Origin of the sequence: Pseudomonas sp. Bout1, assembly GCF_034314165.1 — a bacterium.
In the GTDB taxonomy this organism is placed as follows: domain Bacteria; phylum Pseudomonadota; class Gammaproteobacteria; order Pseudomonadales; family Pseudomonadaceae; genus Aquipseudomonas.
On the sequence record NZ_JAVIWK010000001.1, the window covers coordinates 6,249,844 to 6,262,514 of the forward strand.

Here is a 12,671-nt window from a genome sequence, read left to right on the forward strand (position 1 = left end):
TTTACCGTCTACCGGAATAGCCGCCATGGCCCGCAAAAAAGTTGCACTCGATTTCGAACAATCCCTCGCCGACCTACAAACCCTGGTCGAGCGGATGGAGAACGGCGAGTTGTCGCTGGAAGACTCGCTGACGGCATTTGAGCAAGGCATCGGCCTGACCCGCGACTGCCAGAGCGCCCTGGCGCAGGCCGAGCAGAAGGTGCAGGTGTTGCTGGAACGCGACGGGGAGTTGGCCGAAGAACCTTTCGATGCGGAACAGCCTGAATGATCGACGTTTATCAGGCCGGCAGCCAGGCCCGGGTCAATGCTGCGCTGGAACCGCTGTTTGTGGCGCCAAGCCCCGAGCTGAACCGCCTGTATGACGCCATGCGCTACAGCGTGATGAACGGCGGCAAACGCGTGCGCCCGTTGCTCGCCTATGCGGCCTGCGAAGCACTCGGCGCCCAGCCGGAGGAAGCCAACGGCGCCGCCTGTGCGGTGGAGTTGATTCACGCCTATTCCCTGGTACACGACGATTTGCCGGCGATGGACGACGACGACCTGCGTCGCGGCCAGCCCACTACCCATAAAGCCTTTGATGAAGCCTGCGCGATTCTCGCCGGTGACGGTCTGCAAAGCCTGGCGTTCAGCGCCCTGCTGGACCCGCGCCTGAGCAGCGTCACCGCCGAGGTCCGCCTGCGCATGGTCACCGCGCTGGCGGCGGCCGCAGGGCCGGCCGGGATGGTCGGCGGGCAGGCGATTGACCTGGGCTCGGTTGGCCTGAAGCTCGATCAGCAAGCCCTGGAATACATGCACCGCCACAAGACCGGCGCGCTGATCGAGGCCGCCGTGCACCTCGGCGCCCTGGCCAGTGGCCGGGCCGAGGCCACGCAACTGGCAGCCTTGCAAACCTACGCGCGGGCCATCGGCCTGGCGTTCCAGGTGCAGGACGATATTCTCGACGTTGAAAGTGATACCGCCACCCTGGGCAAACGCCAGGGTGCCGATATCGCACGGGACAAGCCGACGTATCCTTCGCTGCTCGGCCTGGAAGCCGCCAAGGCCTACGCCCTGGAGCTGCGGGACCAGGCACTCGATGCCCTGCGACCTTTCGACGCGGCAGCCGAGCCACTGCGTGACCTGGCGCGGTATATCGTCGAACGTCGCCACTGACAGCACCGGCCTTTTCCACCGCATATCAGCCAAGTTCGGCGCTCTGCGTGGGCAGTTTGCGATGCTTGAGGTAAACTGCCGCCTCTTCTATACCTATAACGATTCGCCTGATGCCCACGACGTTTCAAGAGATTCCCCGCAAGCGCCCGGCCACGCCCCTGCTGGACCGTGCCAACACGCCAGCCGGCCTGCGCCGCCTGGGTGAAGCCGAGCTGGAAACCCTGGCCGATGAGTTGCGCCTCGAATTGCTCTACACGGTCGGCCAGACCGGTGGGCATTTTGGTGCCGGCCTGGGCGTCATCGAGCTGACCATCGCGCTGCATTACGTATTCGACACCCCGGACGACCGGCTGGTGTGGGACGTGGGTCATCAGGCCTATCCGCACAAGATCCTTACCGGACGCCGCGAGCGCATGGCCAGCCTGCGCCAGAAGGACGGCATCGCCGCCTTCCCGCGTCGCGCCGAGAGCGAGTACGACACCTTTGGCGTCGGCCACTCCAGCACCTCCATCAGTGCAGCGCTGGGCATGGCGATTGCCGCCCGCCTGCAGAACAGCGATCGCAAGGCGATTGCGGTGATCGGTGATGGCGCGTTGACCGCCGGCATGGCCTTCGAGGCGCTGAACCACGCGCCGGAAGTGAACGCCAACATGCTGGTGATCCTCAACGACAACGACATGTCGATCTCGCGCAATGTCGGTGGGCTGTCGAATTACCTGGCAAAAATCCTCTCCAGCCGCACCTACGCCAGCATGCGTGAAGGCAGCAAGAAGGTACTCTCGCGCCTGCCAGGCGCGTGGGAAATTGCCCGTCGTACCGAAGAATATGCCAAGGGCATGCTGGTTCCCGGCACCCTGTTCGAAGAGCTGGGCTGGAACTACATCGGCCCGATCGATGGCCACGACCTGCCGACCCTGATCGCCACCCTGCGCAACATGCGTGACCTCAAAGGCCCGCAGTTCCTGCACATCGTCACCAAGAAAGGCAAAGGCTTCGCCCCGGCGGAAGTCGACCCGATTGGTTACCACGCGATCACCAAGCTTGAGCCCCTGGACGCCCCGGCCGCCGCGCCGAAGAAGCCGAGTGGGCCCAAGTATTCCGGCGTGTTTGGCGAATGGCTGTGCGACATGGCCGCCGCCGACCCGCGCCTGGTGGGCATCACCCCGGCGATGAAGGAAGGTTCCGACCTGGTAGCGTTCAGCGAGCAGTTCCCGCAGCGCTATTTCGACGTGGCTATCGCCGAGCAACATGCAGTGACTTTCGCCGCTGGCATGGCCTGTGAAGGCGCCAAGCCGGTGGTAGCGATCTACTCCACGTTCCTGCAACGTGGTTATGACCAGTTGATTCATGACGTCGCGGTGCAGAACCTCGACGTGTTGTTCGCCATCGACCGTGCCGGTCTGGTGGGCGAAGACGGGCCGACTCACGCTGGCAGCTTCGACCTGTCGTACCTGCGTTGCATCCCCGGCATGCTGGTGATGACCCCGAGCGACGAGAACGAACTGCGCAAGATGCTCAACACCGGCCACCTGTACAACGGCCCGGCCGCCGTGCGTTATCCGCGTGGGAATGGTCCGAATGCAGTGATCGAAAAAGACCTTGCGCCTATCGAGATCGGCAAGGGCATTGTCCGTCGCCAAGGCAGCAAGGTTGCCTTGCTGGTATTCGGCGTGCAATTGACCGAAGCCATGAAAGTGGCAGAGAAGATCGACGCCACGGTGGTCGACATGCGCTTCGTCAAACCACTGGATGAAGCGCTGGTGCGCGAGATCGCCGGCAGCCATGAGCTGCTGGTGACCCTCGAAGAAAACGCCATCATGGGCGGTGCCGGTGCGGCAGTCAGCGAGTTCCTGGCGCGGGAGAACATCCTCAAGTCCGTGCTGCATTTGGGCTTGCCCGACGTGTATGTCGAGCATGCCAAGCCAGCGCAGATGCTGGCCGAGTGCGGGCTGGATGAAGCGGGCATTGAAGTGTCGGTTCGTCAGCGCATGGCACTCTTGAACCTGTAAACAACAATCAAATGTGGGAGCTGGCTTGCCTGCTCCCACATTGGTTTTGCATGGCCTTGACGCTACGGACAGCCCATGAACCGCCTTCGCCTTGCCCTGCCTCTTTTGTTATTGCCCGCCACCGACTTGCTCGCCGACAGCTTCGAGCGCGACGAAGCCCTGAAGCTGCCCGACGTGGTCATCAGCGCCAACCGCCAGGTCCAGGCGCGCAATGACAGCAGCGCTGCCAACACCGTCTTCACCCGCGACGACATCGACCGCCTGCAACCCACCAGCGTGACCGACCTGCTTAACCGCGTGCCCGGCGTACAGGTTTCACAAGCCGGCGGCCGTGGCAGCCTGGCGAGCATTTACATTCGCGGCACCAAATCGGCTCAAAGCCTGGTCCTGGTAGACGGACAGCGCATCGGCAATTCGACCTCCGGCGACAGCAACCTGCAGCACTTGAACATCCAGCAGATCGAACGGGTAGAAGTGCTGCGCGGTTCGCGTTCAGTGATCTACGGCAGCGATGCGATTGGTGGGGTGATTCAGATTTTCACCCGGCGCGGCAGTCAGTCCGGCCTACAGCCCCGTATGCATGTGGGATTTGGCAGTAACCAGACGTGGGAACGCAGCCTCGGCTTGTCCGGCGGCGACGAGCAAACCCGGTTCAACCTCGGTGCCAGCCTGGATGACACTGCCGGCATCGATCGCACCGACGCCTCCTACCCAAGCGATGGCGACCATGATGCCTATCGCAACCAGTCCACCAGTTTCAGCCTGAGCCATGCCTTTAACGATGACTTCGAAGCGGGCGTGAACGTGCTGGATAACCGCGGTAAAAGCGAATTCGACAACCCCTTCGGTCGCTTCGATACAGCCACCTTCCAAAGCTTCCAGCAAAAACCCTACTCCGACTTCACCGTAAGCAGCGTCAGCGGCTATGTCGACGCCCGCATCAATGACGTGTGGAAGTCCCGGCTGGAAGCGGGCCACAGCGAAAACCGCGAAGACACCCTGGACAAGCTCAGTACCGAACGCAGTGTGTTCAACACCTACCGCAACTCGCTGAACTGGCAGAACGACCTGACCCTCAACGAGCAGAACAGCCTGATCCTGGGCGGCGACTGGTACGAAGATCGGGTCAACAGCAGCGCCCAACTGAATGAAGACAGTCGCTGGAACCGCGCCGCGTTTATCCAGCACCGTTTCCAGGCGCAATCCTTCTCCACCGAACTGGGCTTGCGCCGCGACCAGAACCAGCAGTTCGGCGGCCACAACAGCTGGAGCGGCACCTTCACCCTGCCGCTGAATCCGGACAATGATCTGTTGTTGAGCTACAGCGAGGGCTTCCGGGCGCCAACCTTCAACGACCTCTACTACCCGGATGACAGCTACGGGACAAACAGCAACCCGAACCTGAAGCCCGAAACCTCGAAAAGCTACGAAGTGCAGTGGCGCAGCCAACTCAGCGACACCCTGCGGCTCGAAACCTCGCTGTACCGCACCGATATTCAGGATGCGATCATATTCGCCAGCAACGGCCCGCAAAACGTCAGCTCGGCGCGCATCAACGGTTTTGAAGCGGCGCTCAAGCAAGAGCTGTTTGGCTGGCAAAGCAGCCTCGGCATAGCACTGATCGACCCACGGGACCGCGACACCGGGCGCACACTGGCGCGTCGAGCCAGGCGCACCGTGAGCCTGGACCTGGATCGCCAGTTCGATCAGTTCGGCGTCGGCGCCAGCTGGCAGGCGGTCAGCAGCAGCTACGACGACGCGGCGAACCAGCAACGCCTGGGCGGGTACGGTTTGCTCGGACTGCGGGGCAGTTGGGCGTTAAATCGTGAGATCACACTGGAAATGAAGCTCGATAACCTGCTGGACAAAGCCTACAGCAGGGCGCTGTATCAGTACCAAGGCCAGCAATATGGTTATCGGGAAGAAGGTCGGGCACTGATGTTCGGGGTGACCTGGAGCCCGGAAATCTAAGGCGTCGGCACCGGCCTCATCGCGGGCAAGCCCGGCTCCTACAGGGGGCCGTGTTTATCCAGACGACTCGGTCAAATGTGGGAGCTGGCTTGCCTGCGATAGCGGTCTCACAGACTCGGTGCAATCACCTGACACAACCGCGCCACCGCTTCCAGCATCTGCCCGCTGGGTCGCTCCAGGCCTTTGTCGGGCACCAGCAGCAAGTGCCCGCCAGCCACCGCTGCCACTTGTGGCCAGGCCTTCCAGGCATCCAGCTGCGCTTGATCGCCCGCCAGGATCACCTCGGGATTGCGCTGCAACACCGCCTCGATGCTGACCTGCGGCGCCGGCAGCTTGAGGTCGTCGAACACATTGCGCGCGCCGCACACACCCAGCGCATCGCTGATGATTTGCCCGCCGCCTACGGTATAAAGCGGCTGGTTCCAAACCTGATAAAACACCCGCAACGGCTCGGCCCGGTGATAGCGCGAGCGCAACTCGGCCAGGCGCTGACGCAACTGTGCGGCCAATTGCCGACCAGCATCTGCCCGCCCTAGTTGCCGGGCAATGGTTTCGACCTGCGAGGTGAGTTGTTCGAGGCTATGGGGTTCGGCGACAAACACCGGGATGTTCAGCCGTTGCAGCTGTTCACGCTGCGCCGGGCCGACGCTGCCGGGCCAGAGCAGAATCAGGTCCGGCTTGAGGCTGAACAGCCGCTCCATGTCCAACTGCCCGTAGCGCCCGACCGATGGCACGTTCGCCAAGGCCGTTGGCCGCTCGCCGCCATCCAGCACGCCCACCAGCAAATCGGCAGCGCCCAGCTCAACGACGATTTCAGACAAGGAAGGAGCAAGGCTGACAACCCGCTCGACCGCCGCAGCCTGCGCCGCGACAACCAGCAGCAACACCGCCAGCCAGGCGCGCATCAACCCAACTGACGCGGGATGCGATAGAGGTAAAACAGCACCAGCGTCGACAGCGCCAGCAGAAACAGCGGCACTGCTTCCAGCCCGACAAACACCGCCAGCGCGCCGACCCAGGCCGGCAACGCAGCCACCAGCAACGCCACACGGCGACGGGCCGCGAGGGTGATCCAGGCCGCTGGTTCGTCGGGGGTATCGAGGGCTTTGCCGGTGGCGATCAATGCGTGTTTATAGCCGTGAAAATAGCGCAGGCTCACAAACATGGAGGCTACGCCTGCGATAAAAAACGGCATCGCCAGCACCGGCAGCAAAGGCTCGGCCTTGCCAAACACCAGGTTGATCACAAACAACGGCACCAGCGCCAACGCCAGGTATTGCCACCAGTTAAACGACAGTCGCCGCTTTACCTGGCCGCGCGTCACGCCCGGTCGGCCTCGCCCTGGTGCTCGTTGCCCATCATGTGGTCGAGCTTGCTGGCCTTGGTGGCCAGGTAGAGTTTGTTGTGCGGGTTGTGCCCGGTGTGCAGCGGCACGCGCTCGGCAACGGTGATGCCCATCTCGGTCAAGGCCTTGACCTTGCGCGGGTTGTTGGTCATCAGCCGCAGGGATTTGACGCCCAGGTGCTGGAGCATCGGCAGGCAGATCGCGTAGTCGCGCTGATCGGCCGCAAAGCCCAGGCGCTCGTTGGCTTCAACGGTGTCGGCGCCGCCATCTTGCAGCTCGTAGGCGCGGATCTTGTTCAGCAGGCCAATGCCACGGCCTTCCTGACGCAAGTACAGCAACACGCCACGGCCTTCACGGGCGATGGCCTGCAAGGCGGCTTCCAGTTGCGAGCCGCAGTCACAGCGCTGGCTGAACAGGGCGTCGCCGGTCAGGCATTCGGAGTGCACGCGGCCAAGGACCGGGGCGCCGTCGGCCACATCACCGAGGCTCAGAACAACGTGTTCGCGCCCGGTGGCTTCTTCAAGAAAGCCATTCATGGTGAACGTGGCAAAAGGGGTTGGCAGCTTGGAAGCGGCAACGAAAACGACGGGCACCGTGTGCTCCTGATTTCAGATTTCACAGGGGACAGATTGTAACAGCAGGTTCCTACAGACGCTTAAGCTGAATTGTCGCTGATAAAGATCAATAGGTTCGATTGGCCTTCAGCTTGGTTCTATGCTTTTCAGAAATGTTGATAGCCACGCAGGGCTGGCGTGATGTCCTGGCCAGCCGCATCCAACAGGGTAACACCCTGCCCCGCCGCGACCCGGCCAATCACATGCACCGGCACGCCGGCAGCCAGCAACGGCGCCAGTTCGGCAGGCGGCAAGGTGAACGCCAGCACATAGTCGTCACCGCCACTCAACGCAGCCACCCGGGCGTCCGCGTCGCCGACAAACGCCAACAAGGCCGCCGACAACGGCAATTTTTGCTGCTCGATCAACAAACTGACAGCTGAAGCCTTGGCGATATGCCCGCAATCAGCCAACAGGCCGTCGGAAATATCCATGGCGGACGTCGCCTTGCCCCGCAGCGCCAAACCCAGCGCCAGCTGCGGTTGCGGCGACCAGTAATGGGCCAGCAGCGGCTCGGCGATAGCGACCTCTGCCGTACGCTGCCCCAGCACCAGCGGCAATGCACCCGCCGCATTGCCCAACTCGCCACCGACACACAGCAAGTCACCAGGCTGTGCGCCGCTGCGCGTGAGTGCCTGCCCCGCCGGCACCCGGCCAAATACGGTCATGGTCAGGCTCAGTGGCCCACGGGTGGTGTCGCCACCCACCAACACCACACCGCAAGCGTGGGCCATGGCGTTCAGCCCCTGGGCATAGCGTTGCAGCCAATCGGCATCAACCGTCGGGGTGGTCAGGGCAAGGGTAAATGCGAGGGGGTTGGCGCCCATGGCGGCCAGATCGCTGACTGCCACGGCCAGCGAGCGCTGGCCGAGCAGAAACGGATCGCAGGGGTCGGCAAAATGCACGCCGGCCACCAAGGTATCGGTAGATATCGCCAGTTGTTCCCCGGGAGGAACCGCCAGCAAGGCGCAGTCGTCGCCAATCCCCAGTGCAATGCCTTCGCCGCCCTGCGCACAAGGCGCGGCGGCGAAGTAGTTGCGGATCAGCTCAAACTCGCCCATTGCGTCAGCAAGCGCCAGTTAGCGCTTGTACGCCTTCACTTCGGCTTCACGCAGGCGCGGGGCCAGCTTGTCGAGCACGCCGTTGACGAACTTGTGACCGTCGGTGGAACCGTAGACTTTCGCCAGTTCGATCCCTTCGTTGATCACCACGCGGTACGGCACGTCGACGCGCTTGAGCAGTTCCCAGGTGGACAGGCGCAGTACGGCCAGTTCAACCGGGTCCAGCTCGTCGATCGCCAGGTCCAGGCACGGCGTCAGTGCAGCGTCGATCTCGGCCAGGTTGGCCGGAACACCGTGCAGGATGTCGTGGAAGTAGCTGGCATCGGCCGCGCTGAAATCGTTGTCGACGCGAAATTGCGCTTCGATTTCGTTCAACGAGGTTTTTGCCATGTGGCGCTGGTACAAGGCCTGGGTCGCGAGCTGGCGGGCCGAACGACGCTTTTCGCTTTTCGATGGCTTGCCGGCGTCTGCTGGGCGCGGGTCCTGGGGGTTGAACTGATCGCTGTCGTCGCTAATCACTTGGCCTCCAACTGTGCCAACAGGCTAACCATTTCCAGGGCGGACAGGGCAGCTTCAGCACCTTTGTTGCCGGCCTTGGTGCCGGAACGTTCGATGGCTTGCTCAATGGAATCAACGGTCAGCACGCCAAAGGCGACCGGCACGCCGAACTCCATGGACACCTGGGCCAGGCCCTTGGTGCATTCGCCAGCCACGTATTCGAAGTGCGGAGTGCCGCCACGAATGACCGCGCCCAGGGCGATGATCGCCGCGTATTCACCCTGCTGTGCAACTTTTTGCGCAACCAGTGGAATTTCGAAGGCGCCAGGAGCGCGGATGATCGTGATGTCGCTTTCGCTCACACCGTGGCGAACCAGGGCATCCACGGCACCGCTTACCAGGCTTTCAACCACGAAGCTGTTGAAGCGGCCAACCACCAGGGCATAGCGGCCTTTGGGGGCAATGAAGGTACCTTCGATGGTCTTCAGGGTCATTCGACAAATCTCTTAAAGAGCCGGGACGCGCCTAGTGCGCGCCCCTCAGTGATATTTGAACCGCGAACAAGGGGTAAATAACGCCGGCCTTTATTCGGAGGGCACGTATTCTACTACTTCCAGGTCGAAACCGGATATGGCATTAAATTTCATCGGTGCGCTCATCAGGCGCATTTTGCGCACGCCCAGGTCCCGCAGGATCTGCGAACCGGCACCGACGATGCTGTAGGTGGTCGGTTTTTTCACCGGCGCGTGGTCGGCAGTTTCGCGGATATGCGCCAGCAACACATCGCCATCCAGCGGATGGCCCAGCAACAATACAACCCCGCTGCCGGCCTCGGACACCGCAGACATCGCGGCCCGCAGGCTCCAGCGCCCCGGTTGCTTGACCATCAGCAGGTCGCGCAGCGGGTCCATGTTGTGCACCCGCACCAGGGTCGGCTCTTCAGCGCAGATGGTGCCCAGGGTCAGGGCCATGTGCACATCGCCTTCCACCGAATCACGATAGGTCACCAGGTTGAACTGGCCCAGTTCGCTGTCCAGCGGCTGCTCGGCAATCCGCTGAACGGTACGTTCGTGGATCATCCGGTAGTGAATCAGGTCGGCAATGGTGCCGATCTTGATGTTGTGCAGTACGGCAAATTCTTCCAGCTCGGCGCGACGGGACATGGTGCCGTCGTCGTTCATCACTTCACAGATCACACCGCTCGGCTCGAACCCGGCCATGCGCGCCAGGTCGCAGGCGGCTTCGGTGTGGCCGGCGCGAGCCAGGGTGCCACCCGGCTGGGCCATCAGCGGGAAGATATGGCCAGGGCTGACGATGTCTTCAGCCTTGGCGTCTTTTGCGGCGGCGGCTTGTACGGTGCGGGCGCGGTCAGCAGCGGAGATGCCGGTGGTGACACCGGTGGTGGCTTCGATGGACACGGTGAACTTGGTGCCAAACCCCGAACCATTGCGCGGCGCCATCAACGGCAGCTTCAACAGCTCGCAACGCTCGCGGCTCATCGGCATGCAGATCAGGCCACGGGCGTGCTTGGCCATGAAGTTGATGTGTTCCGGCTGGCAGCACTCGGCGGCCATGATCAGGTCGCCTTCGTTCTCGCGGTCTTCGTCATCCATGAGGATGACCATCTTGCCTTGGCGGATGTCTTCAACCAGTTCTTCGATGCTGTTGAGCGCCACGCGGCACCCCCTTGGGTCAGGATTTAAGGTAGCCGTTGGCGGCTAGAAAGCTTTCAGTGAGGTTACTGCCGGTTGGCTCTGCGGCCTTATCGCCCAACAGCAGGCGCTCCAGGTAACGGGCAAGCAAGTCGACTTCCAGGTTCACCCGGCGACCTGGCTGGTACGACGCCATAATGGTTTCGCTCAGGGTGTGGGGAATGATGGTCAGTTCAAATTCGGCGCCATTCACGGCGTTAACCGTCAGGCTGGTGCCGTCGACGGTGATCGAGCCCTTATGGGCAATGTACTTGGCCAGCTCTTTGGGTGCGCGGATGCGGAACTCCACGGCACGCGCATTTTCGCTGCGGGCGACAACTTCGCCCACTCCGTCGACGTGGCCGCTGACCAGGTGCCCACCGAGGCGGGTGGTCGGGGTCAGGGCTTTTTCCAGGTTCACCGGGCTGCCGCTCTTGAGGTCGTTCATCGCGGTGCAGTCCAGGGTTTCCCGGCTGACATCGGCGGCAAAGCCGTTGCCAGGCAACTCGATGACGGTCAGGCACACACCGCTGACGGCGATGCTGTCGCCCAGCTTGACGTCGCTCAGGTCGAGCTTGCCGGTTTCAACCAGCAGGCGGACGTCGCCGCCTTTTGGGGTCATTGCACGGATGCTGCCGATGGATTCGATGATGCCGGTGAACATGCCGTTCTCCTGAAGACGTGGCGCAGGCCGGTAATTATACGCTCGCTGATGGCACAGGAATGGCAGTGACTCGCCAGTCATCGCCCACAGCGCGCATTTCAGTGATCTTGAGTTGGGGGGCGTCGGCCAGTTTCTCAAGCGGCCAGTCCAGCAAAGGCCGGGCAGCGGAGCCGAGGAACTTGCCGGCGACGAATATCACGTATTCATCCACCAGCCCTTGCTGGGCGAATGCGCCAGCCAGGCTTGGGCCGGCTTCCACCAACACCTCGTTGACGCCGCGGGCCGCCAGGGCCACCAGCGCGGAACGCAGGTCGACCTGGCCGTCGACACCCGGCACCACCAGGCACTCAGGGCCAGTTGGGTATTGGTTGTCCGGCGTCACACAGGTGATAACCAGCGCAGGGCCGGCCTTGAAGAACGGCGCATTCAGCGGCACCCGCAGGCGGCCGTCGATCAGCACGCGCAGCGGCGGACGGGACATGGCCAGGGCGGTGGTTTGTTCATCCAGGCCCAGCTCGGCAGCGCGCACGGTCAGGCGGGCACCATCGGCCAGCACCGTGTCGGCGCCGGTCAGCACCACACTGGCCTGGGCCCGCAGGCGTTGCACGGCGGCGCGGGCGGCCGGGCCGGTGATCCACTGGCTTTCGCCGTTGGCCATCGCGGTGCGCCCGTCCAGGCTCATGGCCAACTTGACCCGCACAAACGGCAGGCCATGTTCCATGCGCTTGAGAAAGCCCGGGTTCAGCGCCCGCGCTTCTTTTTCCAGCAAACCGCTGTGGGTCTCGATCCCGGCTTGGGCCAGACGGCGCATGCCGCGCCCGGCGACTTCCGGGTTCGGGTCCTGCATCGCCGCGACAACGCGGGCCAAACCGGCATTCACCAGCGCATCGGCGCACGGCGGCGTATGCCCATGGTGGCTGCACGGTTCAAGGGTCACGTAGGCCGTGGCGCCCCGGGCCTTGTCGCCCGCGGCGCGCAGGGCGTGGACTTCCGCATGGGGTTCGCCGGTACGCACATGCCAGCCTTCGCCGACGATTTGCCCGTCCCGCACGATCACGCAGCCAACCCGCGGGTTGGGGTGCGTGGTGTACAGGCCCTTGCGCGCCAGTTCCAGGGCGCGGGCCATGTAATGCGCGTCGAGTACCGCTTGTTCTGCCGAAGGTGGGTTCATTCTTTTACCGGCTCACGGGCCAGGCGGTCGATCTCTTCGCGGAACTCGTTGAGGTCCTGGAAGCGTCGATACACCGAGGCGAAACGGATATAGGCGACTTCGTCGAGCTTTTGCAGCTCGCCCATCACCAGTTCTCCAACCACCAGGGATTTGACTTCGCGCTCGCCGGTGGCACGCAGCTTGTGCTTGATATGCACCAGCGCCGCCTCCAGCCGCTCGACACTCACCGGGCGTTTTTCCAGGGCGCGCTGCATTCCGGCGCGCAGTTTTTCTTCGTCGAAAGGCTGGCGACTGCCGTCGGTCTTGATCAGACGTGGCAATACCAGTTCGGCGGTTTCGAAGGTGGTGAAACGCTCACCGCAGCCAGAGGCCAGGCATTCACGCCGGCGACGCACCTGTTCGCCCTCGGCGACCAGACGCGAGTCAATGACCTTGGTGTCGTTGGCACCGCAGAAGGGACAGTGCATGGTTGGCAGGCAACAAAAAATGGGAGGG

General features: G+C 63.0%; 14 protein-coding genes. 4 read left to right on the plus strand and 10 right to left on the minus strand.

The genetic code is table 11. From position 1 onward, the window contains the following. The first annotated feature begins 25 nt into the window (after positions 1-25). The 4 genes from RGV33_RS28945 (at position 26) to RGV33_RS28960 (ending at position 5,132) form a co-directional block, all read left to right on the plus strand. On the plus strand, positions 26-268 hold the full coding sequence (locus RGV33_RS28945; protein WP_003209964.1) for an exodeoxyribonuclease VII small subunit: 243 nt from the start codon (positions 26-28) through the stop codon (positions 266-268). Continuing rightward, a complete protein-coding gene (ispA, locus tag RGV33_RS28950) occupies positions 265-1,152 on the plus strand; it encodes a (2E,6E)-farnesyl diphosphate synthase (RefSeq protein WP_322147755.1) in 888 nt (295 codons plus the stop codon). Before RGV33_RS28945 ends, ispA begins: the two co-directional genes overlap by 4 nt. 110 nt (positions 1,153-1,262) lie before the next feature. After that, positions 1,263-3,161 carry a 1-deoxy-D-xylulose-5-phosphate synthase gene (gene dxs, locus RGV33_RS28955; protein WP_322147756.1) on the plus strand — a complete coding sequence of 633 codons (1,899 nt, stop codon included), beginning with the start codon at positions 1,263-1,265 and terminating at the stop codon, positions 3,159-3,161. Positions 3,162-3,236: 75 nt separating this feature from the next. Then, positions 3,237-5,132 (plus strand): TonB-dependent receptor domain-containing protein, encoded by a 1,896-nt coding sequence (locus tag RGV33_RS28960; RefSeq protein WP_322147757.1) that lies wholly within the window; start codon positions 3,237-3,239, stop codon positions 5,130-5,132. Positions 5,133-5,239: 107 nt separating this feature from the next. Here RGV33_RS28960 and RGV33_RS28965 read toward each other — a convergent pair whose 3' ends face one another. The 10 genes from RGV33_RS28965 to nrdR all read right to left on the minus strand — a co-directional run bounded on the left by RGV33_RS28965 (position 5,240) and on the right by nrdR (position 12,643). Further along, positions 5,240-6,037 (minus strand): cobalamin-binding protein, encoded by a 798-nt coding sequence (locus RGV33_RS28965; protein ID WP_322147758.1) that lies wholly within the window; start codon positions 6,035-6,037, stop codon positions 5,240-5,242. Beyond that, positions 6,037-6,456 carry a hypothetical protein gene (locus tag RGV33_RS28970; protein WP_063026869.1) on the minus strand — a complete coding sequence of 140 codons (420 nt, stop codon included), beginning with the start codon at positions 6,454-6,456 and terminating at the stop codon, positions 6,037-6,039. The genes RGV33_RS28965 and RGV33_RS28970 overlap by 1 nt, the downstream gene beginning before the upstream one ends. Then, positions 6,453-7,070: a GTP cyclohydrolase II gene (gene ribA / locus RGV33_RS28975; protein ID WP_177082943.1), complete on the minus strand. Its 618-nt coding sequence runs from the start codon at positions 7,068-7,070 to the stop codon at positions 6,453-6,455. The genes RGV33_RS28970 and ribA overlap by 4 nt, the downstream gene beginning before the upstream one ends. A 128-nt stretch (positions 7,071-7,198) precedes the next feature. Further along, positions 7,199-8,152 (minus strand): thiamine-phosphate kinase, encoded by a 954-nt coding sequence (gene thiL / locus RGV33_RS28980; protein ID WP_322147760.1) that lies wholly within the window; start codon positions 8,150-8,152, stop codon positions 7,199-7,201. 18 nt (positions 8,153-8,170) lie between these two features. Beyond that, complete coding sequence (gene nusB / locus RGV33_RS28985) at positions 8,171-8,671, minus strand: transcription antitermination factor NusB (protein ID WP_088424451.1); 501 nt, start codon at positions 8,669-8,671, stop codon at positions 8,171-8,173. After that, a complete protein-coding gene (gene ribE, locus RGV33_RS28990; protein ID WP_003209986.1) occupies positions 8,668-9,144 on the minus strand; it encodes a 6,7-dimethyl-8-ribityllumazine synthase in 477 nt (158 codons plus the stop codon). The genes nusB and ribE overlap by 4 nt, the downstream gene beginning before the upstream one ends. 90 nt (positions 9,145-9,234) lie before the next feature. After that, complete coding sequence (gene ribBA, locus RGV33_RS28995; protein WP_322147762.1) at positions 9,235-10,326, minus strand: bifunctional 3,4-dihydroxy-2-butanone-4-phosphate synthase/GTP cyclohydrolase II; 1,092 nt, start codon at positions 10,324-10,326, stop codon at positions 9,235-9,237. Positions 10,327-10,342: 16 nt separating this feature from the next. Continuing rightward, positions 10,343-11,005: a riboflavin synthase gene (locus RGV33_RS29000; protein WP_322147764.1), complete on the minus strand. Its 663-nt coding sequence runs from the start codon at positions 11,003-11,005 to the stop codon at positions 10,343-10,345. Between the two features lie 34 nt (positions 11,006-11,039). Continuing rightward, the gene (gene ribD, locus RGV33_RS29005) at positions 11,040-12,176 is read right to left on the minus strand and encodes a bifunctional diaminohydroxyphosphoribosylaminopyrimidine deaminase/5-amino-6-(5-phosphoribosylamino)uracil reductase RibD (protein WP_322147765.1); all 1,137 of its coding nucleotides are present in this window, start codon (positions 12,174-12,176) and stop codon (positions 11,040-11,042) included. Then, a complete protein-coding gene (gene nrdR / locus RGV33_RS29010; protein ID WP_003209990.1) occupies positions 12,173-12,643 on the minus strand; it encodes a transcriptional regulator NrdR in 471 nt (156 codons plus the stop codon). Before nrdR ends, ribD begins: the two co-directional genes overlap by 4 nt. Between the last annotated feature and the right edge of the window lie 28 nt (positions 12,644-12,671).